Annotated in this window: 33 protein-coding genes; 8 read left to right on the forward strand and 25 right to left on the reverse strand. The window is 43.2% G+C overall.

Annotated features, from left to right (window positions below):
• Window positions 1–12: 12 nt before the first annotated feature.
• Window positions 13–1,413 carry a carboxy-terminal processing protease CtpA gene (ctpA, locus tag M1M80_RS10940; protein WP_060398843.1) on the reverse strand — a complete coding sequence of 467 codons (1,401 nt, stop codon included), beginning with the start codon at window positions 1,411–1,413 and terminating at the stop codon, window positions 13–15.
• A gap of 153 nt (window positions 1,414–1,566) precedes the next feature.
• Here ctpA and M1M80_RS10945 point away from each other — a divergent pair, with 153 nt between their 5' ends.
• Together M1M80_RS10945 and M1M80_RS10950 are read left to right on the forward strand one after the other, a co-directional pair.
• Window positions 1,567–2,268: a class I SAM-dependent methyltransferase gene (locus M1M80_RS10945; protein ID WP_003241595.1), complete on the forward strand. Its 702-nt coding sequence runs from the start codon at window positions 1,567–1,569 to the stop codon at window positions 2,266–2,268.
• Between the two features lie 87 nt (window positions 2,269–2,355).
• Window positions 2,356–2,607 (forward strand): hypothetical protein, encoded by a 252-nt coding sequence (locus tag M1M80_RS10950; RefSeq protein WP_003241593.1) that lies wholly within the window; start codon window positions 2,356–2,358, stop codon window positions 2,605–2,607.
• Between the two features lie 82 nt (window positions 2,608–2,689).
• Here the strand turns inward: M1M80_RS10950 and ldcB are convergent, their stop codons facing one another.
• Together ldcB and deoD are read right to left on the reverse strand one after the other, a co-directional pair.
• A complete protein-coding gene (gene ldcB, locus M1M80_RS10955) occupies window positions 2,690–3,511 on the reverse strand; it encodes an LD-carboxypeptidase LdcB (protein ID WP_060398844.1) in 822 nt (273 codons plus the stop codon).
• A gap of 82 nt (window positions 3,512–3,593) precedes the next feature.
• The gene (deoD, locus tag M1M80_RS10960; protein WP_003241589.1) at window positions 3,594–4,295 is read right to left on the reverse strand and encodes a purine-nucleoside phosphorylase; all 702 of its coding nucleotides are present in this window, start codon (window positions 4,293–4,295) and stop codon (window positions 3,594–3,596) included.
• A 202-nt stretch (window positions 4,296–4,497) separates the two neighbouring features.
• On the opposite strand from deoD, the gene M1M80_RS10965 reads away from it, so the two are divergent.
• Complete coding sequence (locus tag M1M80_RS10965) at window positions 4,498–4,623, forward strand: hypothetical protein (protein ID WP_003241588.1); 126 nt, start codon at window positions 4,498–4,500, stop codon at window positions 4,621–4,623.
• Window positions 4,624–4,658: 35 nt separating this feature from the next.
• Here M1M80_RS10965 and yodL read toward each other — a convergent pair whose 3' ends face one another.
• The 3 genes from yodL to M1M80_RS10980 all read right to left on the reverse strand — a co-directional run bounded on the left by yodL (window position 4,659) and on the right by M1M80_RS10980 (window position 5,904).
• The gene (gene yodL / locus M1M80_RS10970) at window positions 4,659–4,976 is read right to left on the reverse strand and encodes a shape determination protein YodL (RefSeq protein WP_080429026.1); all 318 of its coding nucleotides are present in this window, start codon (window positions 4,974–4,976) and stop codon (window positions 4,659–4,661) included.
• A 60-nt stretch (window positions 4,977–5,036) separates the two neighbouring features.
• Window positions 5,037–5,648 (reverse strand): phosphatase PAP2 family protein, encoded by a 612-nt coding sequence (locus M1M80_RS10975; protein WP_060400033.1) that lies wholly within the window; start codon window positions 5,646–5,648, stop codon window positions 5,037–5,039.
• Between the two features lie 79 nt (window positions 5,649–5,727).
• Window positions 5,728–5,904 (reverse strand): YozD family protein, encoded by a 177-nt coding sequence (locus M1M80_RS10980; protein ID WP_003241581.1) that lies wholly within the window; start codon window positions 5,902–5,904, stop codon window positions 5,728–5,730.
• Window positions 5,905–6,025: 121 nt separating this feature from the next.
• Here M1M80_RS10980 and M1M80_RS10985 point away from each other — a divergent pair, with 121 nt between their 5' ends.
• A complete protein-coding gene (locus M1M80_RS10985) occupies window positions 6,026–6,169 on the forward strand; it encodes a hypothetical protein (protein ID WP_003241578.1) in 144 nt (47 codons plus the stop codon).
• Here the strand turns inward: M1M80_RS10985 and M1M80_RS10990 are convergent.
• From M1M80_RS10990 to cgeC, 13 genes are all read right to left on the reverse strand, one after another.
• On the reverse strand, window positions 6,166–6,846 hold the full coding sequence (locus M1M80_RS10990; protein WP_003241576.1) for a hypothetical protein: 681 nt from the start codon (window positions 6,844–6,846) through the stop codon (window positions 6,166–6,168). The two genes, M1M80_RS10985 and M1M80_RS10990, sit on opposite strands and share 4 nt — an antisense overlap.
• A gap of 150 nt (window positions 6,847–6,996) precedes the next feature.
• The gene (locus tag M1M80_RS10995; protein ID WP_003241575.1) at window positions 6,997–7,221 is read right to left on the reverse strand and encodes a YozE family protein; all 225 of its coding nucleotides are present in this window, start codon (window positions 7,219–7,221) and stop codon (window positions 6,997–6,999) included.
• Between the two features lie 86 nt (window positions 7,222–7,307).
• Window positions 7,308–7,586: a YokU family protein gene (locus M1M80_RS11000; RefSeq protein ID WP_060398846.1), complete on the reverse strand. Its 279-nt coding sequence runs from the start codon at window positions 7,584–7,586 to the stop codon at window positions 7,308–7,310.
• Window positions 7,583–8,998: a lysine 2,3-aminomutase gene (gene kamA / locus M1M80_RS11005; RefSeq protein WP_003241571.1), complete on the reverse strand. Its 1,416-nt coding sequence runs from the start codon at window positions 8,996–8,998 to the stop codon at window positions 7,583–7,585. The genes M1M80_RS11000 and kamA overlap by 4 nt, the downstream gene beginning before the upstream one ends.
• A gap of 12 nt (window positions 8,999–9,010) precedes the next feature.
• Window positions 9,011–9,838 carry a putative beta-lysine N-acetyltransferase gene (gene ablB / locus M1M80_RS11010; RefSeq protein ID WP_060398847.1) on the reverse strand — a complete coding sequence of 276 codons (828 nt, stop codon included), beginning with the start codon at window positions 9,836–9,838 and terminating at the stop codon, window positions 9,011–9,013.
• Complete coding sequence (locus M1M80_RS11015; RefSeq protein ID WP_080429027.1) at window positions 9,816–11,126, reverse strand: peptidase; 1,311 nt, start codon at window positions 11,124–11,126, stop codon at window positions 9,816–9,818. Before M1M80_RS11015 ends, ablB begins: the two co-directional genes overlap by 23 nt.
• Before the next feature lie 7 nt (window positions 11,127–11,133).
• Window positions 11,134–11,787 carry a 3-oxoacid CoA-transferase subunit B gene (locus M1M80_RS11020; RefSeq protein WP_060398849.1) on the reverse strand — a complete coding sequence of 218 codons (654 nt, stop codon included), beginning with the start codon at window positions 11,785–11,787 and terminating at the stop codon, window positions 11,134–11,136.
• On the reverse strand, window positions 11,772–12,461 hold the full coding sequence (locus M1M80_RS11025; protein WP_060398850.1) for a CoA transferase subunit A: 690 nt from the start codon (window positions 12,459–12,461) through the stop codon (window positions 11,772–11,774). Before M1M80_RS11025 ends, M1M80_RS11020 begins: the two co-directional genes overlap by 16 nt.
• A 6-nt stretch (window positions 12,462–12,467) precedes the next feature.
• Window positions 12,468–13,802, reverse strand: coding sequence for an aspartate aminotransferase family protein (locus tag M1M80_RS11030; RefSeq protein WP_060398851.1), 1,335 nt, complete (start codon window positions 13,800–13,802; stop codon window positions 12,468–12,470).
• A 130-nt stretch (window positions 13,803–13,932) separates the two neighbouring features.
• The gene (locus M1M80_RS21710; RefSeq protein WP_032732322.1) at window positions 13,933–14,046 is read right to left on the reverse strand and encodes a YjcZ family sporulation protein; all 114 of its coding nucleotides are present in this window, start codon (window positions 14,044–14,046) and stop codon (window positions 13,933–13,935) included.
• Window positions 14,047–14,125: 79 nt separating this feature from the next.
• Complete coding sequence (locus tag M1M80_RS11040; RefSeq protein WP_060398852.1) at window positions 14,126–14,905, reverse strand: GNAT family N-acetyltransferase; 780 nt, start codon at window positions 14,903–14,905, stop codon at window positions 14,126–14,128.
• A 28-nt stretch (window positions 14,906–14,933) separates the two neighbouring features.
• On the reverse strand, window positions 14,934–16,214 hold the full coding sequence (locus tag M1M80_RS11045; protein ID WP_060398853.1) for a glycosyltransferase family 2 protein: 1,281 nt from the start codon (window positions 16,212–16,214) through the stop codon (window positions 14,934–14,936).
• A 65-nt stretch (window positions 16,215–16,279) separates the two neighbouring features.
• On the reverse strand, window positions 16,280–16,585 hold the full coding sequence (gene cgeC, locus M1M80_RS11050; RefSeq protein WP_003218185.1) for a spore maturation protein CgeC: 306 nt from the start codon (window positions 16,583–16,585) through the stop codon (window positions 16,280–16,282).
• Between the two features lie 206 nt (window positions 16,586–16,791).
• Between cgeC and cgeA the strand changes: the two genes are divergently transcribed.
• Together cgeA and M1M80_RS11060 are read left to right on the forward strand one after the other, a co-directional pair.
• On the forward strand, window positions 16,792–17,178 hold the full coding sequence (gene cgeA, locus M1M80_RS11055) for a spore crust protein CgeA (RefSeq protein ID WP_003241549.1): 387 nt from the start codon (window positions 16,792–16,794) through the stop codon (window positions 17,176–17,178).
• A gap of 6 nt (window positions 17,179–17,184) precedes the next feature.
• A complete protein-coding gene (locus M1M80_RS11060) occupies window positions 17,185–18,138 on the forward strand; it encodes a CgeB family protein (protein WP_060398854.1) in 954 nt (317 codons plus the stop codon).
• Between the two features lie 70 nt (window positions 18,139–18,208).
• Here M1M80_RS11060 and M1M80_RS11065 read toward each other — a convergent pair whose 3' ends face one another.
• Window positions 18,209–19,357, reverse strand: coding sequence for a phytase (locus M1M80_RS11065; RefSeq protein ID WP_060398855.1), 1,149 nt, complete (start codon window positions 19,355–19,357; stop codon window positions 18,209–18,211).
• A 422-nt stretch (window positions 19,358–19,779) separates the two neighbouring features.
• Here M1M80_RS11065 and alr point away from each other — a divergent pair, with 422 nt between their 5' ends.
• Window positions 19,780–20,964, forward strand: coding sequence for an alanine racemase (alr, locus tag M1M80_RS11070; RefSeq protein ID WP_060398856.1), 1,185 nt, complete (start codon window positions 19,780–19,782; stop codon window positions 20,962–20,964).
• 471 nt (window positions 20,965–21,435) lie between these two features.
• Here alr and msrB read toward each other — a convergent pair whose 3' ends face one another.
• Window positions 21,436–21,870, reverse strand: coding sequence for a peptide-methionine (R)-S-oxide reductase MsrB (gene msrB / locus M1M80_RS11075; protein ID WP_060398858.1), 435 nt, complete (start codon window positions 21,868–21,870; stop codon window positions 21,436–21,438).
• Complete coding sequence (msrA, locus tag M1M80_RS11080) at window positions 21,871–22,404, reverse strand: peptide-methionine (S)-S-oxide reductase MsrA (RefSeq protein ID WP_060398859.1); 534 nt, start codon at window positions 22,402–22,404, stop codon at window positions 21,871–21,873.
• A gap of 131 nt (window positions 22,405–22,535) precedes the next feature.
• Between msrA and M1M80_RS11085 the strand changes: the two genes are divergently transcribed.
• Window positions 22,536–22,961: a MarR family transcriptional regulator gene (locus M1M80_RS11085; protein ID WP_003241533.1), complete on the forward strand. Its 426-nt coding sequence runs from the start codon at window positions 22,536–22,538 to the stop codon at window positions 22,959–22,961.
• A gap of 50 nt (window positions 22,962–23,011) precedes the next feature.
• On the opposite strand, the gene M1M80_RS11090 is transcribed toward M1M80_RS11085, so the two are convergent.
• The 3 genes from M1M80_RS11090 to M1M80_RS11100 all read right to left on the reverse strand — a co-directional run bounded on the left by M1M80_RS11090 (window position 23,012) and on the right by M1M80_RS11100 (window position 25,190).
• Window positions 23,012–24,349 carry an MATE family efflux transporter gene (locus M1M80_RS11090; protein WP_060400034.1) on the reverse strand — a complete coding sequence of 446 codons (1,338 nt, stop codon included), beginning with the start codon at window positions 24,347–24,349 and terminating at the stop codon, window positions 23,012–23,014.
• Between the two features lie 70 nt (window positions 24,350–24,419).
• Window positions 24,420–24,614, reverse strand: a complete 195-nt coding sequence (gene ypmT / locus M1M80_RS11095) for a protein YpmT (protein WP_003241529.1) — start codon at window positions 24,612–24,614, stop codon at window positions 24,420–24,422.
• A gap of 12 nt (window positions 24,615–24,626) precedes the next feature.
• The gene (locus M1M80_RS11100; RefSeq protein WP_003241527.1) at window positions 24,627–25,190 is read right to left on the reverse strand and encodes a YpmS family protein; all 564 of its coding nucleotides are present in this window, start codon (window positions 25,188–25,190) and stop codon (window positions 24,627–24,629) included.
• Between the last annotated feature and the right edge of the window lie 5 nt (window positions 25,191–25,195).

Genomic DNA, 25,195 nt, shown 5'->3' on the forward strand with positions numbered 1-25,195 from the left:
GTATGGGTTTTTTTACATTTCTTTTTTCAGTGTTTCAATTGCTTTTTCCATTTGCGTGTCATTATTTGACAGCTTCTTTTGAAGTTCTGTCATTAATTTCGTTGTTGTATCGCCAGTCAGTACGCCAGTTTCTTTCAGCTTCTCTTTTTTCTGGAACTGTTTGACCACAGATGCAAAATCCTGATCATACGTACTGTTCACTTTCACCTGATAGCCAAGTGCTTTGAACATTTGCTGAGCTACTTTGACGTTGGTGCCTGAATCACCTGACTTGTACGTTTTATCCGCATCCAAATACGGCAGTTTCGCGTAATCAGGCAGCTCTGCTTTCACTTGAGGCTTGATGCCTTTTTTGTGAATCCATTCACCATCGGCAGTCAGCCATTTGGCGACTGTCAGTTTTACGGTTGAGCCATCATCATATTCTTTTGCTGTCTGCACTGTGCCCTTGCCAAATGTCGTTTCACCGATTAATGGTATGCCTGACGATTCGTGAAGGGCAGCGGCCATAATTTCGGCGGCGCTGGCTGTGCCGTCATTCACTAAAACGACGGTCGGTTTGGTCACTGTTCGTTCTTTTTCAGCCTTCATGACTTCTTTAGAACCGTTTTTGTATTCAACCTGCATGATGTTTTTCCCTTTATCAATAAACAGGTTGCTCATTGTAATCGCTTGGTCCATTAAGCCGCCCGGGTTGCCCCTTAAGTCTAAAATATAGCCTTTGGCGCCTTTTTTCTCTAAACTGTCAATCGCACTCGTCAGCTCTTTAGCAGTTGTTTCAGAGAAAGAAGTGATTTGGATTTCGCCGATGTTGTTGTCTTTCATCTCAGAATAGACGGTCTCTACAGGAATGGTATCGCGCTTAATGGAAAGATCGATATTTCCGACTCCCGCTCTGTTCAGTTCAAGCTTCACTTTTGTGCCCTTTTTGCCGCGGATTAAAGCGACAGCTTGATTTACATTCATGCCTTTGACGCTTTTTCCGTTCACCTTAAGGATTTGGTCCCTCGGTTTGATTCCGGCTTTTTCAGCAGGTGAACCTTTAATTGGCGATACAATAAGGATTTCACCGTCTTTCTCCTCTACTTGGGCTCCGATGCCTTCAAAGGATGCGGAAATCGTCTCATCGAATGATTTTGCTTCCTCTTGATCCATATATGTGGAATACGGATCATCCAGAGATTCAATCATTCCTTTAATTGCTCCATCTACTAATTTGTCATCATCTGTCTTCTGGTAGTAATCACTTTTGATTTGCTCATACGCTTTATTTAATTTGTCGAACTCGCTGTCTCCCATGCTTGCTGATTTCGGGCCCAGGATGCTGGAATTGCCCGTAATAAATAAAGTAAGCGCTGAAGCGACAACCGCAGTGATCAGCACAATAAAAAACAGTTTTAATTGCCGTTTCAATTAAACACCACCTTTTTCTTCTTACATTATTATCATGGACGAATTCTTATTCGTCAACTCGGAGCAGAAATGAAAGAGAAAACGCCCTTCTTTCGCTTTTCATAAACCTATGTCTTTATACGACATATGATAAAGAAAAAGGAGGATTCGATATTGAGCCGATATTTAGAAATGCTGTCCTTATTCGGTGTCGCAGGGGCGCATCCAGGCGGGCTGGCTTTTTCAAAAGCGGTCTTGCAAAAAGCTGCCCCCTCCCCAGATCAGCCGATTCTTGATGCCGGATGCGGAACAGGCCAAACAGCGGCTTACTTAGGACATTTACTGTATCCTGTAACAGTCGTTGATAAAGACCCTATCATGCTAGAAAAAGCGAAAAAAAGATTTGCAAATGAAGGGCTTGCCATCACTGCATATCAGGCAGAGCTGGAACATCTCCCGTTCTCTTCTGAGTCCTTTTCCTGCGTCCTGTCAGAATCGGTCCTCAGTTTTTCCGATTTGACGCCCTCTCTCCAAGAAATTTCAAGAGTATTGAAGCCCGGCGGGATGCTGATTGGTATTGAAGCAGCTTTAAAAAAACCGATGCCGCCTGCAGAAAAAAAGCGAATGATGGATTTCTACGGTTTTACTTGTTTACATGAAGAAACCGAGTGGCATAAAACTCTTAGGTCTTATGGCTTTCAAAAAACGGAAGCGATAACACTTCTTCCAGATGACATGGAATTTGAACCGACCACAGAAATGGATTTATCGCAAACGATCGCTCCTATCTACTACGATACGCTTCAAACACATTATGAACTCATGCAGATATATAGCGAGTTCATGGGACATTGTATCTTTGTCGCGCATAAGTAAAACGGCGTATCGCCCCCTGTTTTCGTCCAACCTTTTTATCCTATCTATCATATGCTGATAGAAAGTCAGTATAGGAGGGAAACAATATTGGAGAGATATTACCATCTTTGCAGAAACCATCAAGGTAAAGTCGTCAGAATTACAGAGAGAGGCGGAAGAGTTCACGTCGGCAGAATTACACGTGTAACAAGAGACAAAGTTTTTATAGCTCCGACCGGCGGAGGGCCGAGAGGTTTTGGTTACGGATATTGGGGCGGTTATTGGGGATACGGAGCGGCTTACGGTATTTCCCTCGGTTTAATTACAGGAGTGGCTCTGGCTGGTTTATTCTTCTGGTAAGCATAGAATAAATGTATGAACAAATGCTAGATTCACCAAACACAATAAAGCCCGCTTATCAATTGTAAGCGGGCTTTTACTGTTAGATTTTCTTCACTTTTTCAAAGTACTCTTCCAGCGTTAAATCATTATCATGGATGACCTTTGCGGCCTTTTTGCCTACATAGCGCAGGTGCCATGGCTCATATTCGTATTTGGTGATATCTTCTTTATTTTTTGGATAGCGAATGATAAAGCCATATTTATAAGCATTGTCCTGCACCCATTTTCCGTCTGCCGTGCTGCCGAACGCTTCATTTATCTGAAAACCGTTGCTTCGGCTCGAGATGTCCATCGCAAGGCCTGTTTGGTGCTCGCTTTCACCCGGATAAGCGACCGCTTCCCTTGCCTTCTTTTCCCCTTTTAGGCTGACTTCATTGTTAAAAATGACTTGCTGTCTGTCATACGAACGGTATCCTGAAACAGCTGCAAGTTCATAGCCTTCCTTTTTCGCAGCATCGAACATCGTTTTTAATGCTTCGGCCGCTTCCTTTCTGATGTAACGTTTTTGAATCTTTTCTTCAAAAGAGAACTCTACATCAGGTATGACTAGATCACTAGGTTCATAGTTTCCGGGCAGTGCGTATTCTTTATTAACAAGTGCGAGTATGTTTTCTGGATTTTGAATGGTTTCCAGACCGTCCACTTTTTTAATATTATTGAAATATTTGCTTTCCAATGAAAACGCACTGTCCTGAGTGTTTGCTTTTTTGCTGTCAGCTGTTTTTTGTTCTGTTTGCTTTGTTTCTGCTGTGGTTTTCGTATCCTTTTGAGCATCTCCGTTTGACATGCTGCAGCCGGCTCCGACTATTGCCGTTACACTCAGAGCGGCAGCCAGTGAAAACCATTTACCGGACTTTTTCATATTACATTACCTTCCTTTTATCAATCGTTTCCGCATTCATAAAGAAGAGGCTGCCGGCACCCAGCACGCCTCTTGATTTATTTTATTGTGATACGGAATGTAAAGCCACTTCTATCATATCATGAAATGTCGTTTGACGCTCTTCCGCTGTCGTTTCTTCTCCTGTTAATACGTGATCGCTCACGGTGAGAATTGACAGCGCTTTTCTTCCGTGCTTCGCTGCTAATGTATACAATGCAGTCGTTTCCATCTCTACGCCCAGGACACCGTATTTTGCAAGCTTTTCGATTTGCGAATCGTCGTTGTAGAATTGGTCAGCTGTAAATACGCTTCCTACAGTGACCGGCACGCCTTTATCCTTTGCGGCATCATAGGCATTTTTTAAAAGCTCAAAATCTGCGCAAGGCGCAAAATCAATGCTTCCGAAAGCGACTCTGTTCATTTGTGAATCAGTTGAAGAGGTCATAGCCAAAATGACGTCTCGCACTTTGACATCTTTACGAATAGCGCCGCAAGAACCTACTCTTATTAAATTTTGCACATCGTAGCTTTGAATTAATTCATTCACATAAATTGAAATCGACGGAACGCCCATTCCCGTGCCTTGCACGGAGATTTTTTTGCCTTTATATGTACCCGTAAATCCATACATGCCTCTAACTTCATTGTAGCATTCTACATTTTCAAGATACGTTTCAGCAATAAATTTTGCTCTGAGAGGATCTCCCGGCAAAAGCACTGTGTCCGCAATCTGTCCTTTTTCAGCACCTATATGTACACTCATCTCATATCCTCCTGTAAATCTAAATTATCATCCAGTCCGTTCATTTTACAACGAATGTCATGATGAGACAAACTTCAGCATTGATTATAAAGGAATATGGCGAAAAAAGAAATGTTCCGGGGCCGTTTGGGCACTTCCGGAGAAAAACGGGATAATTGAGGTGTTTATTTGAAAACCTAACCGCAGGAAGGAGGGATGGGACATGGGTAAAAAACAGCGTAACCGGATCACCGGCCAAAAAAAGAACAACCACATACCTGCAAAAGACGTGATTGCAGCTGAAGAGGCGCACGAGAAAGAGTATTCCGCTGCCAAACGCAAGCCTTAAACTGCAGAAAACTGCGGAAATCCGCAGTTTTCTTTTCATTTTGTCGTTTGTACAATCAGACGATTGATTTTCCTCCATCCGGCGGGAAGCAGTTTATAATATGTTTTCCCTTTTCTTCCTTCATCAATCAGAATCACGTCCCCTGTGGCCATAAATCTCGCATCATAATCACTTGGAACAGTGTCAAATACATTAAACAAAGAGAATGCTCTTTTTAGCACGTCTTGATGATCGCTCCCGTTCAGTTCAGTTCGATAGACGGCTCTGTAGCCCTTTTTTTCGCCAAACCGGGGTGTTTGAAATATTGTCACGTCATAGGAACAAGACTTCTTTTTAAACACGGATAACATCATCAAGATCCCCTCCCTTTTATTTCTTTAACATATTAGCGTTTTTGCCCGGTTTTCCTCTCTCTATTTTTGTCGAAACCGCTTAATCTTTTCGTCAAAACCTTTTACGAGGAAAAACAGAAGCAGGCCGAGACTAAAGCCCCCTAGCACGTCGGTTACAAAATGCACACCCAGATAGACTCTGCTTATGCCGACCAAAACCGTGATCACGCCGGCTATGGTGTATACCATTTTTTTATGTTTGGACAAAAACGGGAGGTGTTTTACTAAAAAGTAGGCAATAACAGGATAGACATAGGCAGCGTTCATAGCGTGGCCGCTCGGAAAGCTGAAGGATGATTCATGAACCAGCGGTGAAAAATCAGGCCTCACTCGCTCGATCCATTCTTTTAACACTTTGTTTAACAGCCGATCTGCACCGAATACCAAAAGCATCAAAAGCCCATCCCATGTTTTTCTGTAAAAAAACAGGCCCACTCCAATGATCAGGATAAGAGGGAACAGGAAAGAAGAAGCTCCCAGATGCGTGATCCCTGTCATGGCATCATTAAGCCATGGCTGGCGAATCAAAACAGCTGCCTTGCTTATCGCTTCATCTGCAGATTGAACAGCATTTGAATGAATGACCGCAGCTAGAAAAAGAAAGAAAAGAAACAGACTAACGGGCTTGTACAACATTTTAACCACCTCGATTTTCACAGAAGTCATAGAACATGAATAATAAAACCGGAGCTGGGCGCTCCGGTTTCATGCCTCAATCATCTTCGTCCAGCTCTTCATCTATCATACATTTTTCTATCAAATAATCAAAGGTAATATCAGCGATTTCAAACAGCTCATCCTCACTCGGTATGTAGCCCCGTCTTGCAAGCTCTCTGTAAAAAAATTCAGCGATTTCTTCCGTATCAATCACAAGATCTATTTCTTTCATCTCCGTACCGCCTCCTTTTTTATGTTTTATGAAAAAACAGGCTGAATTATACCCGGTGTTCTAAACAATTCTTTCGGTCATATACATTGAATAAAAAAACAAGCCATAGGAGGCTGACTATATGATCGCTAAAATGATGGAAGCACTGGACGGAGAAAGATTTGATATCATAATGGAAAAAACGCTCAAAGGAATGACGCAAGTGATGATTTGGGGCTGTCTGCCTTATTTTTTATATGTTTTGATCCGTATGTTCACAAACTAACTGAAGTGCTCTTTTAAACTTTCCAGAACAAACATCATCATATCTTTATATTCTTCATCTTGAAACATTTCGTACAGAATTTTGTAGTCATTATAAATATCCAGAAGCTCATCAACAATTGATACAGCAAGGATGTGAAGGGTATCTTGATCTTCATCATCACCTTCAAACTGAAGAAGAGCAGACGATGCGATATCTTCGCCGATCTCTTGGGCAGTTTCTCCGACATAGTGGACAAACAAAAGCTGATGTACAAACTGGTCCATTTCATATTTTCTTAGCACCAGCGTGAGATCCTCTTCCTCCGTTTCAAGCCACTCTCCATCCTTTAAACGGGTCAGCTCATAAATGATATCTTCCCAGCCATCTTCTAAATATCTCCAAATTTCTGTTCTGTGGCCGATAATGCGAAAGAGTTCTTTTCCATAATCTTTTACATAAACGACGTCCCCAATAAGGAATTCATACTCAATATCAAGTTTTTCCATGTCGACAATGACACCCTCATAATCTTTGTAAAGCTGAATGGACGACTCAAAGTATAAGACTTCATTATGATTGACTTCATATAGATAGTGTTTATCAATTTGGTGTACTTTTGTGATGGTGCCGACTGTTCCATACATAATGACGACTACGATATCCCCTACTTGGAATTTCGGTTTATTTTGCTTCACGGTGTCTCCCCCTCGCCGCAACATTTCTCATACGCTATCGTATGCCGGGTGACGCCAATTCGCATGGGCATGAAAACCAAAGGAAATATCCAATTCTGGTATGGGTGAGGACATAAAAAAATCCGCAGTGATCTGCGGATGAAACAGCTATTATCTGCCGTGCACTTCAGCCTCGTATTGATCCCAAGCTTCATCAAATGTAGCCATCGTGTGAAGGTAATCAGCGTTCAGCTCTAAATATGAACTGATTTCATGATAATCGGTTGAGGTTTTCGGAAAGCTGTGATCCTCATACGCCTGATTGGCAAATTCACTGATGCTGTCCTTCGGCTTAGGGTGCCTGTATTTCAATAAATAGTGATAAAAGGATTTCATGGGTTTCCCCTCCTGGTGTCTGTCTTTTGTTGTTCTATTATACAGTTCAAGTGTAAAATTACAACAAAAGAATACCGAAACATCATTCAGGAGAAGTCAAAATAGTTGCGTTTCAGAATCCTTTCTGTCTCCATGAGCTGCTGGTACGTCAGGCTTTCAGGCAGTTTTTTTGTTTGAATCAAAAGCAGCTGATCCTCAATCTCCTTAATCGTGGTTTCCTCTTGATAGGTCATTCCGCAGGAAGCACACACCATGGCGGGGGTGTCTGTCAGTTCTATGGCTCTTGTTCCGTCAGGGAGCTCCCAGTACACCGTGTTCCTGCCGGGTACTGCTTCAAGCTCGCCGCACCATTCGCATGTTTTCATGAAGAATCCCCTCCGATTTCAGCCTCTTTCTGTTTTTTCTGCTGCGCCAAAAATTTCTTTTCTTTTAGCTGGTCTCTTTTCTCACGCCGGTCTTTTAATGTTTCATGCTCGGGATTCGCTGTGTATGCCTCTCTCCTTTTGATTCTGGCTACATTTTCCGGTGTAAAAGAAACCTCTTTGTCGGCAAAAATGGCACTCAGCCCGATCGGTTCCTTTTTGTCAGCGATTTCAGGGAAAACGGACTCAAAATAGGCGTCAGCCTGGTTAGGGATATAATTCTCCGGTTCCGGATATGATGTAATGACGCCTTCAAAATTTCTTAAGATGACTTTGTCAGGGCTTTGCGACAGTACATAGTTTGGCTGCAGGGCGATTTTCCCCCCGCCGCCTGGCGCGTCAACGACAAAGGTAGGAACCGCATAGCCTGAGGTATGGCCTCTCAGCCCTTCAATGATCTCCAAACCTTTGGAAACGGGGGCTCTGAAATGTCCGATACCTTCTGACAGATCACATTGATAAATATAATACGGACGGACTCTGATTTTTACCAAGTCGTGCATGAGCTTTTTCATGATTGGAACTGAATCATTAATACCGGCTAACACGACTGCCTGATTTCCGACCGGCACTCCTGCGTTCACCAGCTTTTCACAGGCCTCAACGGATTCCTCTGTCATTTCGATGCTTGTGTTGAAATGAGTGTTCAGCCAGACCGGATGATATTTTTTCAAAATCTCGCACAGTTGATCGGTAATGCGCTGTGGAAAGACGACCGGCGCCCTTGTTCCGATTCTGATCACTTCCAGATGCGGAATGCTGCGAAGCTCTTTTAAAATGTATTCTAAAATTTGATCATTGATTAGCAACCCGTCACCGCCTGAAATTAAACAATCGCGGATTTCAGGTGTTTCCCGGATATAAGCAATCGCAGCATCAAGCTGTTTTTTGGGGACTCCCATTCCGATTTGTCCGGAAAAACGCCTTCTTGTGCAGTAGCGGCAGTACATGGAACATTGATTAGTGACAAGAAACAGCACACGGTCGGGATAGCGGTGCGTCAGACCGGGTACCGGTGAATCTTCATCCTCATGGAGCGGGTCTTCCAGATCGTATTTTGTTTTGTGCATTTCTTCAGAAAGCGGTACAGACTGCATGCGGATCGGGCATCTCGGATTATCGGGATCCATTAATGAAGCATAGTAAGGTGTAATATTTAGGGGGATCGTTTTGGTCGAAATTCTGACGCCTTCCTCTTCATCCTCGGTCAGATTAATGACTTTTTTTAAATCATCTACCGTTCTTACCGTATGTGTCAGCTGCCAAAGCCAATCGTTCCATTTCTCTTCCGGAACATCCTTCCATAACTCGATCTCCTTCCAATGCCGTTTCGGTTTATGCCATTTGTTTGCCAAATGAATTCCTCCTTACAGGTGCTTGCACCAAATATTCATGTTTTCAAGACCTTCGGCTATATAGCAATTGTTGATCAGTCTTCCGCCGTACTGATAGCCGGAATGGTACAACACAGCATTCATCCCAAAAGACGCAGCACGGGCGAGAGAAAATACATGAAAGATATCCTTCTCGGCCATTTCTTTTTCTAAAGCCTCGATTAAAATGCTTGTCAGCGAACGGCCCCGATATTCCGGAAGCACAGCGCAGTCGGTTATTTCCGCATGCCCCAGCCCTGGATTGCTATCTGCGCTTGCTGCACTGATCAGACGATCATGATCAAACATGACATAATACATCGTATTTTCATTCATCGTCTTTTCAATATAAGCAGGATCAAATACGGGGGTCGGGTACGTACGGAATACTTTTTTATACAGCATGGATAGCTGGTACATGTCGTTTGTTTCTGCTTTTCTCATCGTAAAAACGGGTGTAGTTTCGCTGCGGTGGTGAGGTGCTGTGCGATATAAGGCTTCGATGGTCTCCTGTTCTTCTATATAAGAATCTGTTTGTCTCCGTTTCTCTGTGAGGTAACGGACCATGAGGCAAGCCGGGTGGCCGAGATAATAGCCCTTGAGAAAACCCTCCGGCACAAATAAGTGTTTGGCAAGCACTGCCTCATCATGCTGTTTCGTATAGACGATGATTTTTTCCGCATCCTCTACTTTTGCCGCTGCCACGATATCAGGCAGCGCCTTCTCAATGGCTCCGTCATAACGAACTACTCTGATTCGTTTGTTAAAGTCGTCATGGTCCAAAACCGCTGTGACACCGTTACTCTTTATTGACTTGAGCATCCGCATCCTCCCCGTCTGTATGAAGCCCGCACCAATCCATAACAAAAAGTGCAATAATTTTAGCAGATTCTATCATGGCTTCAACCTCAATATATTCGTTTGCCTGATGAGCTGTTTTTGTTTCTCCAGGCCCGAAGACGATCACTGGCGTATCTCCTGCATGGTATAAAAGCCCTCCGTCTGTTCCCCATGGCGAGGCTTCGATCATTGGCTCTGTCTGTTTCATTTTTTGATAGGCTGATTGCAGCACTGAGATTAAAGGATGGTCATCTGGTAAATCATTCGGAAGCCATTGAGCGCCAAACCATTCTACTTTAATCGGATGATGTTTAAACCATTCGTCACGGTATTCTAAATCCCTCAGCCAGTTTTCCAATTCTATTTTTACAGCTTCAGGCTTTTCATGGGGAGCAATTCCGCATCTCCCTTCTATGACGACACGGTCTGCAACTGAAGATGGCCACGCACCGCCTGAGATGGTGCCGATATTCACCGGTACCGGTATTGGGACATTGTCATACAGCGGATCTGAAATTCTCGCATTGCGGGCTTTCTCCAGCTCTTGTATGGCTGTGATCACGTGCATGCTTTTTTCAATCGCGCTCACACCTTCATAGCGTGTGCCCCCATGTGCCGCTAATCCTTTCACTGTGATCCGAAACCACATCGAGCCCTGCTGCTTTATAAAAAGTTTCATATTCGTCGGTTCCGGAATCAGCGCGCCGTCAGCACGGTAGCCTCTCATAATGGCAGACAGTGTTCCAGCGCCGCCGCACTCTTCATCTACAACACTTTGAAACAATACATCTCCCTTCAATTTGACATCGCAAGCGTGCAGGGCTTCTAAAGCAAAAAGAAGGGCTGTATTGCCTCCCTTCATATCCGTTGAGCCGCGGCCGTATATTTTACCGTTTTCTTCGACAGCTTGAAACGGTTCATACTTCCAATCCTTTACGCTTCCTTCAGGCACAACATCGATATGACCGTTTAAAATCAGCGACCGGCCCCCGCCCGCTCCCGTTTTTTTTGCAACGATGTTCGGGCTCTCATGAAAATCGGAACGGTCTGATTTAAAGTAGGGATGCTGTTTTAATTGCTTTAGGCTTGGCTCCCACACGTCTATGTCCATATGAAATTGCCGCAGCTTTTCAAGCACAACAGCTTGGGCGTTAAATTCTGAGCCTAATGTGCTTTTTTCTCCAATCAGCCTTTTGAGAAGACGAATGGCTTTGGCCGAATGCTGATCAAGCCACTCGATTACTTTTCTCTCAATACCCTGCATCCTCATTCCCCCTTTAAGACAAAGGCATATCTATTTTGATTTCAGCTTCAGTCAACCTCGTCACCTCGTCGATTGTCGAGCCATTCATCAGCTCTTTTAATATGAAATGATGGCCGTCGACCTCAAGAACGGCTTTTTCAGTAATGATCATATCTACACAGCCTGCTGCAGTTAATGGAAGCGTGCAGGTTTCTGTTAATTTAGGCCTCCCCTTTTGATCTGTATGACTCATGACGACAACCACTTTTTTCGCTTTTTGGGCCAGTTCCATCGCACCGCCCATGCCCGGCACCTTTTTTCCCGGGACAAGCCAATTTGCCAAATCGCCTGACTGGCTCACCTGCAGGGCGCCTAAAATCGTAATGTCAATTTTGCCTCTTCTGATCATCGCAAAAGACATCGTTGTATCAAAATAAGACGCTCCTTTTACAGCCCGGACCGGAAATCCCGCTGCGTTGCATAAATTTTCATCCTCATCTCCCTTTTGAGGGCTTTCGCCAATGCCGAGCACACCGTTTTCCGCCTGCAGCATGACCTGCATGTCAGGCGGCAAAAAGTTCGGCACCAAGGATGGAATGCCGATACCGAGATTCACAATCATGCCCGGCTTGATTTCAGAGGCGGCCCGTTTTGCGATCTGTTCTCTCTCTGCTACTCCCAAGCCCATTTCCACTTCACTCCTTCGCTTCTCACAACCCCCTCGACAAAAACCCCCGGTGTAACAATCATTTCTTCAGAAATCTCTCCCATCGGGACGATCTGCTCAGCTTCGGCAAAGGTTCTACTGGCGGCCATTGCCATAAGCGGATTCATATTGCGCGCTGTTTTGTCATACGTTAAATTGCCGAATTCATCTGCAATGCGCGCATTGATCAAAGCAAAATCAGCCGTCAGCGCCTCTTCAACCAAATATCGCTTTCCAGCCACAGACACGATGCCCTTTTCCTCACAAACCATTTGATTATCAATACCGACGTCGGTTAAAATGCCGCCGAGTCCCGCTCCGCCGGCACGAATCCGTTCTGCAAGCGTTCCCTGTGGTGAAAATTGAACCTCTAACGTCCCGTCAGTCATCTGTTTACCTGCTACAGGATTGGAACCGATATGCGATGCGATCAGGGTTTTGACTCGTTGATTGACAATAAGCGGACCGATTCCTATTTCCGGAAACCCGGCATCGTTGCATATGACGGTTAAATCCGTTACACCGCTGTCCAATATAGCTTCAATCAATGATGGAGGCGATCCGACTCCGCCAAAACCGCCGAACATGAGGACCGATCCGTCCTGAATATCTGCAATTGCTGTTTCGATGCTGATTGTTTTTTGAAATGGCGCCATTTGATTTCAATCCTTTTTCAGTATTTTTTCGACCGCTACAACTGTTTCTGAAAAAATAGATATAAGCTCTTTAGCCTCACCGTCTGAAATGGTAAAAGGAGGAGCAATAATGACAGCATCTCCTTCCCCGCTGTCTATTCCCGCTTTGGCAGGATAAACAATCAGCCCGCGTTTTTTCGCCTCGCCGATCATGCGCTGGGTAACCGCCTGCTCTGGTGGAAAAACGTTCTTCGTTTTCTTGTCAGATACAAATTCAATGCCTAATAGCAGTCCTTTACCGCGCACATCACCAATGATCTCGCTTTGAGATGCTGCCTCAACAAGCTGCTTTTTCAGCGCCGCCCCCTTTTTTTCTGATTGCTTGATCAAGTCATGCTTTAACACATATCGCAAAACTTCAAGAGCAGCTTTGGCAGAATAGGGGTGTGCACTATATGTGTGGCCGCTCATAATCACACCTGAACCTTGTTTTATCGTCTCAATAATAGAGTCAGATACAACGGCAGCGGCAATTGGCGCATACCCGGCACCGAGGCCCTTCCCCAGTACAGCAATATCTGGAACGGTGTGCCAATGTTCTGTCGCAAGCATCCTTCCTGTTCTTCCAAGCCCTGTCATCACTTCGTCTGCAATAAAGAGCACTTCGTGTGTGCGGCATACCTCACTTAATCTTTCATAATATCCCGGAGGCGGAGTGATCGCTGCTCCTGCGGCTCCGATGATAGGCTCAGCCACAAAGCCGGCGATAAATTGGCTTCCGATTCTTTTGATGGCCGTTTCGAGTTCATCAGCGGCAGCCTGAACAAAATCCTCTTCCGTCTTATGATTCTGCCGATAAACATGAGGAGCTGAGATAGCGGGATATCGTTCAACTAGATGGGTGAACCGGTATCTCCTTTCATAAAAACCAGATAATGAAAGCGCTCCCAAAGTTATTCCGTGGTAACTGCTCCATCGCGACAAAAAGATGGATTTTTGCGTTTGTTTTTTTTCCTGCCAATATTGAATGGCGATTTTCATAGCGGTTTCTATTGCTTCTGAACCGCTGTTGACAAAAAAAGACCAATTCACATCTCCCGGAAGCTCCTGCGCCAAGAGAGCGGCTAATTGCTCGGCGGGCTCACTCGTAAACTGTGAGCGGTAAGCAAAAGACACCTGATCAAGCTGTTCTTTCAGCTTCTCAGTCACATCACGAACCCCGTGGCCGATGTTGCATGTCACCGCACCTGATGAGCCATCAAGATATCTTTTTCCAGTTTGATCATATACATATGAACCCCTCGCATAGCTGACAACCGGATAGGCCGAACTAAGCTCCGGCTTAATCAAATAACTGCTCATGCTCCCACCTCAAAAACCCATTTGCTATATTGTATGAGTGTTCAATTTGCGGCATGACGTTCCCCGCAAAAACTTTTTCACACAAAAAAGAGCCTTCCTGAACGGAAAGGCTCTTTTTGAATTTCACCTTCTAGCAAATAAAAGCGGCTCCGACAATAATTAATAAAATGAACAAGACAACAATCAATACAAACGTATTTTTCTCGCAACCAAATCCGTAACCGTATCCAGGGTATCTATGCATGCTGTTTTCATCCTTTCTTATCACGATATACGGCATTTTATGCGGGCCAAGTCCCAAATGGTTTGTGCGAACGCCTATTTCATGTAAGGAAATAATGAAAAACAGTATGCACCCGCTCATATTTTTTAAACGTCAGCTTTTCGTAAAAATGGGTTGCGCCGTCAATGCTTGTAGCCACTAAATAGGCCGCTTCCATTCCTAGTGATTTGGCGATGGACAGCATTTCTTTCACTAAGATACTGCCATAGCCCTTCCTTTGAAACTGATCCAAAATTGCCACTTCTTCGATTTTGGCCGTTTTCTCTTGCGGATGAATGAACAGCTCCCCGCACCCAATGGGAATCTTCTGTTCCTGGTCGCTGTAACAAACAACAAGGATAATCGTACCCGCTTTGTAAAAGGGATATTTTCTTTTTAGTTTTTGTTCAGCGATCGCTTCTCCAATATAAATGGAATCGTAAATTTTCATGATAGAAGATCCGTCGCTAAGGCTTTTTGCCGTCCCCCATGCCGTTAACGGATGTCCCGTCTGCCCCTTCCAGTCATCAAGCTTCATGTCATAAAACAGCTCATCCTCGACAACAAATCCGCTTTTTACAAGCGATTGCTTCAAAACGAGCGGAAAAACATGCTGCGGGGACGCTTTTAAATGAAGATAATTCGCATCAAGAAGCTTTGGTACGGATGGCAAAAAATCCAGTAACCGCTCCAATGGAAACGTATCATGGAGCTGAACAAAGTTATGAGAAAAAATTTGCGGAAGCTCCGGATCTCTATATACGCTGTAATGATCAAACGATGCTGATTCAGACGTTAACAATATATATTGATGTTCCGTTTTTGAATAATGTCCTGTCATGAACGTCTCCTTTTTATGACCTATACCTTTACTCAGTTGCAAGATTCAATTTCTTTATAATCTCATCGTACACCGGATAAAACGGCTTTCCAATTGGAAATTGCTGAATATTTCGGAAAGAAGCGGATATTGGCTTCTGATGTAAAAAGAATTTCCTTGCTACTTGCTCACTAATCGGGTGAAAAACGCCGTTTAGAAACAAAAACGGCTCACGTTCTATAAAAAACAGCCTTCGCCCAGGCGGATTTTCGATCCATCCAGATCGTTCCCGCGTAATTGGCAGCCCTTCTGGCAGCGCCTCCAGTTCTTCTTTTTCAATTGTCAATATGTCTTTTCTTTTAAATTGATAAAACTGAAAAGCATACTGGCCCTCAATCCGTCTTTTTTTTCCGGCTTCGATATAAAATATTGCTGGATGGTCAGCTTCCTTTACTAATATATAATTCGGAATGTTTAAAATCTTCCCAATGTTATATTGGAATAAATACGGGTCCGGAACAGCCACAGTCCGATTTAGATACAAAGAACCCCACCTTTCCCCGACAGGATGCCTTACACCCTGATCAAGAAAATACACGTTTTGATCTGAACCTTTTACAAATGAACCGTCAATCAAATCAGCGGGCAGAAACCGATATGCATTTTGAAATGAATCGGGGGTTTTATAGGTTGTATCTAATACTTCATTTATCGGCAGAAATGGGGCAAAGTTGTTGATCCTGGCCCAAAAAATTGAGTCGCCATGATTCCAATGCGTCATATCATCATCCCAATAGCTTCCATATTTATGTTGAATACGATCAAGTAGCGAACGGCGATGCATAACTGAACAATGATCAACTTGAAAAGCGGCCTGATCAAGCACTGCATTGGCATTTCTATAGAAATGGGAAATTTCCTCTCCCCTTTCGTTTACATGTACAACTTTTTGTTTTGAATAGACAGCCTGTGCCTCAGGCTTATGTGAAAACGTCTGCACCATACGGCTCAGCCGCTCAGGATGATAAACAGTGTCATCGGTGAGATAGGAAATGTAATCGCCGTCGGCATATGGGAGCGCGCTGTTAATTAATGTGGCATAACGGGTTGTTTTTAGTCGTTCTGCGGGATGTACGAAACTGTTTTGATAACGAATGCGCTGGTCATGAAGGTACTTTTGAATCACCGCAGTTGTTTCTTCATTAGAATGATCATCCATGATAAATAGCTCCCAGTGATCATATGTTTGCTTCATGACGCTTTCAATCGCTTTTTGCAGATAATTAGGTTTGTTGTAACTCGTTAAAATAATGGACACTTTCTCTCCCATCTATACAGCCCCCCTATCGTCAAACATAAAAACGGCTCCGCAGCAAGCAGAGCCTCTGTCATCATTTAAAAAGCACCCCAGCTTACAATACTTGAGAGTGCGACATTCGATCTCGTGTTATTTAACGGGTTTTGAAAAATAACCAAATCAGTCAGAACCTCTTTTACGATGACGTTTTGAAGCGTATCCCCATTCGACAGATGAACTGTTGAAACCGGTACGCCAAGCTCTTTTGCAAATACGAGCTGCCGTCTGAGATCAGATGGATTTCCTTCAGAAGATGATTGACGTATGAGCAGAATCAGCAAAAGCAGAATAAAATGCAGTTCATCTTGATTTTCTTCTTGATTCACGTGTTTCTCTAAATCCAAACAATCCCTCTCCCTTATCCTTATACTCTATTTCACAATATGAACTGACTTTGATTTATGGTATAGGCTATGTCCACTCATTTAAAAAATCAGCATTTTCCTTAAATGTAAGAAAAATAGATCAGGTACGGCGTTCGACTCATACCAATTGGCAATCCGAAGAATATGATTAACGTGAGTTCACTATTGGATAGGAGGTGTGTGTAATGAGCTCTGAAAATGCACAGTTAAAAAAGGATTTGATTAAAACCCTTTTAAGCCCTTTATTCTCAACAGAAGGAGGAGTAAACGTGGATAATAATCTTAAAGACATGCTTGAAGCTGCCATCGATCAAAAAGTAGATGAAAGTGATATGATTACGGCTGAATCTACTTCCCTTCCGGCAAGATGGATTTTTGCCAGAGTTACGCCAGGCACTACAATCAGTATTGTGACTGATTCCGGTGACATGATCGGCCCGGTTGTCTTCGTTGCTTTCGATCAAGTTCACGGTATCGTATTTGTAACACAGGAAAGCTCCGTCACTCCGGCAGGTCAAGCTACAACATTAATTGATGTAGACAAAGTAGAAAGCGTTACGTTCTTTTCGTAACATCTGATGAAAGTCTTGTATATCCAGTCGGGATACGGAGGAATATACAGTTATTTTGACCGCTGGGCTGAAGAATGTTTTCGGAACACTCATACAGAGTATATGTCTGCAGATACACCGGAGGCAGAATCTCTGGTGAAGATCGAAACGTTTCAGCCGGACTTCGCACTTATGATGGTAGGAGACCGCGTTCCTCACGACTGGCTGACCTGGTTAAAGGGTAAGGGTATCCCCGTGTATGTTTGGCTAACCGAAGACCCATTTTATATTGATATCAGTCTTCAGGTGATTAAGCACGCTGACGCCATATTAACGATTGAACAAAATGCCGCTCTCTATTACCGGGAGCTTGGCTGCCAGCACGTCTATTATGTTCCGATTCCAGTTAATCATCGGCTGTTTAGAAAAATGGACACAGAACATTCTTTTCATTCAAATCTGCTTATCATCGGCTATCCTTACCCTAATCGGGTTCAGCTTATGAAAGAAGCGGTACATCTGCCTTTCACGGTTCGAGTAATCGGAAAGGAATGGAGAAAATATCTGCCTAAAAAAGTGCTCAAACAGCCGCATATCGATGTCGTCAGCACGTGGGTTCCGCCCGAACAGGCCGTTCATTATTACAATGGGGCAGACATCGTGATCAATGCGCATCGGCCCTATCATTTTGCTTTCAACAAAAATCATATCCGCATCAAAAATGCCAGTTTTAATAACAGAACGTTTGATATCGCTGCATGTGAAGCATTTCAATTAACAGATTTACCCGCGGCACATCCTTTTTCATCCTTTATTTCTTATCACAACATCAACGATTTTAAGGAAAAAGCCGCTTTCTATATCAACCATCCTGAGGAACGGCATAAAGCAGCAGCAGCCAATTACAAAGAGACCGTACCCGCAAATACGTATGATGAGCTTCCTGCAAAACTAAAGGCGATTCATCTGGCGCTTTCTTGAAAAATCGTTCATTGATATGAACGATTTTTTGATCTGCAGAAAAAAGCAGCTTACTCAGCTGCTTTCTTTTTTAGCCGTCAGAACGGTCCTTCAGCTTCCTCGGATTCACCTGCTTATGAAGATCAGGCTTTCCGCCGAGATGCTTTGCAATCTGTTCCCACGACACAATTTTGAAGTTTTGATTGACGGCTTGTCCATTTTCAATATTTTCGCCGTCCTGCGCCACAAAAATCCCGTACGGATATTTTGGGCCAAGCCCGAAGCCGAGAACATCAATACCATCTGTATCACTAGTACCGTCTATCTTCTCGCCATCTGTAATGTCAAAGTTGGCTACATAGCGATTGCTTCCCTGCCGTTCATACATTGCATAGCTGTTACTTCCTTGACTTGAAGCCATGAGATATCCTTTGCCGTCTGGCGCATAATAGATCGTCAGTCCCTCAATATCAGCTGTCAAATGTTCTCCTGTCGCAACGTCGACAACCTGCCCCTTTGATCCTCCGCCAGGCTCAGCATTAAATTTCCAGATGGCTTCATCTTCCTCTGCTATGTACAGGTTCCCGTACTCATCATCCGCAACAAGGCCTTCGGTTTGAGAATTCAATTTAAATTCACGCACTTTTTTCCCTGTCACATAACCCTTTCCATTATCAACAATTTCATACTGCTCAAATTCTCCTTGTTTGCCTGTCACTAATGCGTAAAATGCTCCTGTTTTCTGGCTGTGATACAGGCTGAATCCGTATACCTCAGAAATATCAGTGGCTATAGGATAGTTCGGGTCTGTAATGCTTTTCAATATTCCTTTATCCCCGTCAATTGCATATACTTCAATTGTATTCTTTCCTTCAGACCGGTTGGAGGCGGCAGCTATGTCAATTTTTTCGCCGCTAAATGGAAAATCATAGCGCAGATCGACATTATTGAGTTTGCCAAACTCGAAAGAATGAATCTGTTTGCCGTCCAAATCATACACGACTAGACCTGATTTCTTATTTGTCGTGATCAACTTGCTTTTTTCCGGATGCTTTTCATTGACCCAAATGGCCGGGTCATCCGCTGCGTCATCACCAGAAGCGACTGGATCTGTCTCCGTTTGCGCCGTCACTTTAAAATGCTGTTCCTCATTCACATGATGTGCCGACACCGAGTTTGCTGTCAGGCTAAGAAATAAACCCGCGGCAGTGCTTAGCAGCATTGTTTTTGAAACCTTCATTTGAATACCCTCCTTTTTATCACTATCACTCTCTATTGTAAAATATATACAGGTCTTTAACTGTGAGGAAAATGAACCCTTTTTTTATAGTGTTTCTGACTCATAAATCGCTTTTCCTTACGATGTACGTGAAAATGACTCCGTCAGATTTGCTTTTGCGGCGCGAAATAAACCGAAATGAATAATTAGTACATTGTTTATTTAGTTAGAATATTCTCATGATCATTCCCCTAAATTTTTTTATTGGTTGCTTTCATTAACTCGAGCATCGATGAGCACCTTCTCGTAAATCCTGGATTTGCTGTTGAATGATTTCAGTTAAAGTTGAATAAAAATAAAATTGGAATCATCCAACAATTAACATTAAGATTATTGCGGCTAAATGCGGTTTGTACTATTCCATAAGAAGGAAGGAATCGTTGATGACAAAGCTTTGCCGAGAAGTTTGGATCGAAGTCAATCTTGACGCCATTAAAAAAAATTTGCGAGCCATACGCCATCATATACCAAAAAAGAGCAAAATTATGGCTGTTGTAAAAGCGAACGGTTATGGTCATGGGTCTGTAGAAGTAGCGCGCCATGCACTGGAACACGGGGCGAGTGAGCTCGCTGTTGCCAGCGTGGAGGAAGGAATCGTTTTACGAAAAGCAGGGATTACAGCACCTATCCTTGTGCTTGGTTTTACATCCCTTAGTTGTGTGAAAAAGTCAGCAGCTTGGAATATAGAGTTATCCGCATTTCAGGTTGATTGGATTAAAAAAGCTAGCGAAATATTGGAAAACGAAGCAAGTACTAACCGATTGGGTATACATATTAATGTGGATACTGGTATGGGCCGATTAGGTGTACGTACAAAAGAAGAACTTTTAGCAGTAGTGAAAGCACTAACAGCAAGTAAATCCCTAAGATGGGCAGGTATTTTTACACATTTCTCAACAGCTGATGAACCAGACACCACACTAACCAAGCTGCAGCACGATAAATTTGTCAGTTTTCTCAGCTTTTTAAAGAAGCAAGGCATTGAGCTGCCCACCGTGCATATGAGCAATACGGCTGCCGCTATCGCTTTCCCTGAATTTAGTGCTGATATGATTCGTTTAGGTATAGGCTTATATGGTTTATATCCTTCAGCATATATAAAAGAACTTAATCTCGTTAGGCTTACACCTGCATTAAGTTTAAAGGCGCGTATCGCTTATGTGAAAACCATGCGAACAGAACCGCGGACCATTAGTTATGGTGCTACATACATCGCGGAGCCTGAGGAAGTAATCGCTACACTCCCGGTCGGCTATGCTGACGGTTATTCCCGTGCACTTTCCAATCGCGGATTTGTTCTTCATCGCGGAAGACGAGTGCCGGTAGTGGGAAGAGTGACAATGGATATGATAATGGTTAGTTTAGGAGAGAGCGGTGAAGGTAAACAAGGAGAAGAAGTCGTGATTTATGGTCAGCAAAAGGGAGCTGAGATACCCGTTGATGAAGTTGCTGAAATGCTCAACACGATTAACTATGAAGTGGTGTCTACATTAAGCCGCCGCGTCCCTCGTTTTTATATAAGAGATGGCGAGATTTTTAAGGTATCAACTCCAGTAATGTACGTGTAGATGTTCACTTATTTTTTTACAAACACGAGGTTGTTCATCTTAAAATCTTCTTTTATGCAAAATCAAGGTTCCTCATATGAGAGATTTTGATGATGTATAGAAATCTTCGACAAATTTCGAAATCTATCCGCTGTCATCCAAGTTGTCCGACAATTGGACTAGACAGGGATTTGGATGCTGGTGGAAAGCCAGAAAAGAAGAACCTACAAAGTCAAATAAAAAAACCGAAATCATTGTTTATACAACAAAACCTAAAACAATTAACATCCCCTCATGAAATTGAATCACTGTATGAATGGGGCAATCTTATATGCCCCTTCCAGTTCGCAATGTCAGTCTGCCTGGGTATCAATCAGATCAAGCCCCACTTATTACAAAAGACAGAATTGCCCAGATATTGAAGATTTGCATCAAGAAAAAAAGGCATAAAAACAAGCCTGTCTATCCATTAGGCAGGCCTGTTTTTTTGATTTATTTATCAAAGAGATGCAGATAGCTTTCGTACCCTTCTTCTTTCAGTTTAGCCTTCGGCACAAAACGCAGCGCCGCTGAATTTATGCAGTAACGCAGCCCGCTTGGCCCCGGTCCGTCATTAAATACATGGCCAAGATGAGAATCAGCAGTGCGGCTTCTCACTTCTGTGCGAATCATGCCGTGGCTCGTATCTAGTTTTTCTTCCACTTCTTCTTCTTCAATCGGCTTTGTAAAGCTTGGCCAGCCGCAGTGGGAATCAAATTTATCCTTGGATGTAAACAATGGCTTGCCTGACACAATGTCTACATACAGCCCTTCCTCTTTATGATCCCAATATTCATTTTGAAACGGCGGCTCCGTGCCGTTATTTTGCGTCACCTCATATTGCATGCGATTTAGTGACTTCATTTTTTCTTCTTTATTGTACGCCATTTATTTCGCCCCCCAATGCTCGCTGATAAATCCGGCTCGTCCAGAACCTGTCCGGTAGCGCTGATAATGTCCTGGATTCTTTTTATAAAAATGCTGATGGTAGTCTTCCGCTTCATAGAAAGGTTCAGCTTTTAAAATGTCCGTTACAATCGGGTCTTTAAAGACGCCGCTTTCTGCCAGGCGCTGCTTAGAAGCTTCCGCAAGCTCCTTTTGTTTTTCATTATGATAAAAAATGGCTGCACGGTAGGAACTGCCGCGATCTGCAAACTGGCCGCCGGCATCTGTCGGGTCGATTTGCTGCCAAAATAATTCAAGCAGTTTTTCATAAGGGAACACATCAGGATGAAACGTGATTTGAACCGCTTCACGATGACCTGTCGTTTCACTGCACACCTCTTCATACGTAGGGTTTTCAGTATGGCCGCCTGTATACCCGGACACCACTTTTTCAATTCCCGGCTGTTCGTCAAAAGGTTTAACCATACACCAAAAACAGCCTCCTGCAAATGTGGCGATTTCTTTTTTTTCAGACATACTGGTGCCTCCTTTGTTAATACGTGGTATTATTATATTATAGCATGTAATAATAGAATGAAAATGATTCTGCTTTTCAATAAAATCTATAGGTTTTAAGCAATATGCTTATGTAATGGAGGTTCACAAATTTGAAAGTAAGAACACAGATGATGTACGATATGGAAACTTTACTCCGTAAAGTCTTTAAACAAATACGCAACGAAATCAATGAAATTCTAGATAAAGAGCTGTCACGGAATGAATTTACGATTCTGCGGATCCTCAGTGAACAAGGGCCCAAAAAAGTTACTGAATTTGCGCCTATTTTAGAGGTATCGGCAAGTCACATTACGGCTGTGACTGATGCGCTGGTAGAAAAGGAATGGATTACGAGAATCAGATCGAAGGAAGACAGACGCATCATCCGCATTCATATCACTGAAGCGGGTGAAAAAGTCCTTCAGCATTTCAACGAGAAAAAAACGGAATATTTCTTTAAACGCTTTGACTGCTACAGTGATGCCGAACTTGCCTCATTAATCGAGCTCTTCAGCAAACTTGATAAAAAACGGTGAAAAAAAGCACATACCGCTATATATGGGTATGTGCTTTTCACAGCGCTCACTTATTTTGCAGTGAACAGTTTCATTGTTTTCCAGCGGCCGTATCTGTAATACAAAAAAGCCGCACAGCTGCTTAATAAAAAACTCATTCCGATTCCGAGCCCGATTCCTTTCTGTCCAAGCCAAGCTGAAAATAGAGCTGTGAAAGGATATCTCAAAACCCAAAACGATATCAAATTTAAAACCAGCACCTGCAGCATCGCTCCCGCTGCCCTGACGATTCCGTTCAGTACGAAATTAATTCCGATAAAAGGATAGAAAAACGCGATCCAGCGCAAATATTGTTCACCAAACGCGACAGCATCAGGCTCGCTGATAAATAACCTCATGAGGTATTTACCAAATACCCAAAGTATAACTGCAATCACCAGCATGCAAGAAATAACAGCCATCACACCAAGCCTCGCAATGGTTCCCACTCTTTTAAAGTTTCCGACTCCGATATTTTGCCCTGCCATACTGTTGACCGCCGTACCGGCAGCCATAGCCGGAAGCGTGATGAGGCTGTCGAGCCGCTGCACCGCGCCGAAGCCTGACACAACGTGCTCTCCGTATGAGTTGACAACACTCATAATCGCCATCATGCCGCCTGTAATCACCATCATCTGCAGACCGGCTGGAATCCCGAGTTTTAAAATCAGCGCGGACTCTTCCCATTTAGGCATGCGCGGAATAGAGAACGGCACAAGCTTATGATTGATGACATAAAACAACCCATACAGAAACGCAATGCCCTGTGACAAAATCGTCGAATAAGCAGCTCCCGCTATTCCCATGCGGAACACAGAAATAAAGAGCGGTGCCAACACTGTATTCAGCACAACGGCAAACGCAATAAACCGGAGAGGTGTCTTGCTGTCGCCAAGCGCACGAAGCACAGTACTGATAAAGTTATAACCAAACAAAAATAAAATGCCGATAAATTGAATCTGTAAATAGGTCTCAGCAAGCGGAATCATCGACTCCGGCGTTTTTAGAAGACGAAGCAAAAGCTCTGACAGAAAAAAACCAGCCGCGCCGAATCCGATGCTTAGGCCTGTTAATAAAACAACAAATGCGTTAATATACGACGCCATTCCTTTTTCATCATCTTTTCCCTTTTGCTGTGACAAAATCGTTAACGTCGCATTGTTAAGGCCCAAAATAAAAGACAGCACGGTTAATACAATCGTGCTTGATACCGCGGCTGCCCCAAGGGCCTTTGCCCCCAGTAAATTTCCGATCCACAAACTGTCTATAAATTGAAAGGAAACCTGCAATGCGTTTCCGAGCATAATAGGCATTGAAAACAGCACAAGCTGTTTCAGCACGTTCCCCTGTGTAAAATCGTATGCTTTCATTTTTTCTCCTCGTGTTCTCAAATTTTCTTCAGGCGCACGAAAAAAGAGACGTTGTTTCATGTCTCTTTTTTCATGATTTATCGGTTTTTTTCCGGTCTCTCATACCAAATGTAAACACCATCACACTTAGGAACAAGGCACAATAGGAAACGTTCAAATACATTTGATCCATATCTTCAGTGGCCAGATGATGATAAGCAAGCCAGCCAAAATACAGGGAAAATATAAAGGATAATAAACTGAAATACTGGTAAATCCGTTTCATTTTCAGTCACCTCTATTGTTTAGGATGGTAATAGGAAAACTCAATTTCATCTTTTTCTAAATTTATTTTATCCGCTTTGACATACATTCCATTCGTTAAAGGCATTTCTGACAGACGCACTTCAATGCTTTTATCGCCGGGATGAACGTGGACAAATGACGGCAATTCGTAAAAGCTGTCCATATAATTTAACACAAAGCTAATCGGTATACTCAATTTCCCTAACGAAAATTTCGTGACATTCAACTCCACATCGCCATTTTTTTTCACAGTCGGTTCAAAAGCGACAAACGCATCAATGGACGTGGAAAAAGCCTTGATTTTCCCTGCGACATGAACATCATCATCTATCTCTACTTTATAATCAAGCTTGTTTGCTGCTTTGTCGTTTAAATATGAGTTGACAAACGCAGCTAATGATTCTTTTGTGCTTGTCACTTGAAATCCATACTCACTCTGAGATGAATCCTTCACCTGAGCTTGTTCTCCCGGCAGCATAACAAGTGTCACAAACCCAGCGGCGAGGACAATATTGATTGCAAGCAATATAAAAAACAGTCGTTTCCACTTATTCATGATGT

It is taken from the genome of Bacillus inaquosorum (assembly GCF_023238325.1).
Lineage (GTDB): Bacteria > Bacillota > Bacilli > Bacillales > Bacillaceae > Bacillus > Bacillus inaquosorum.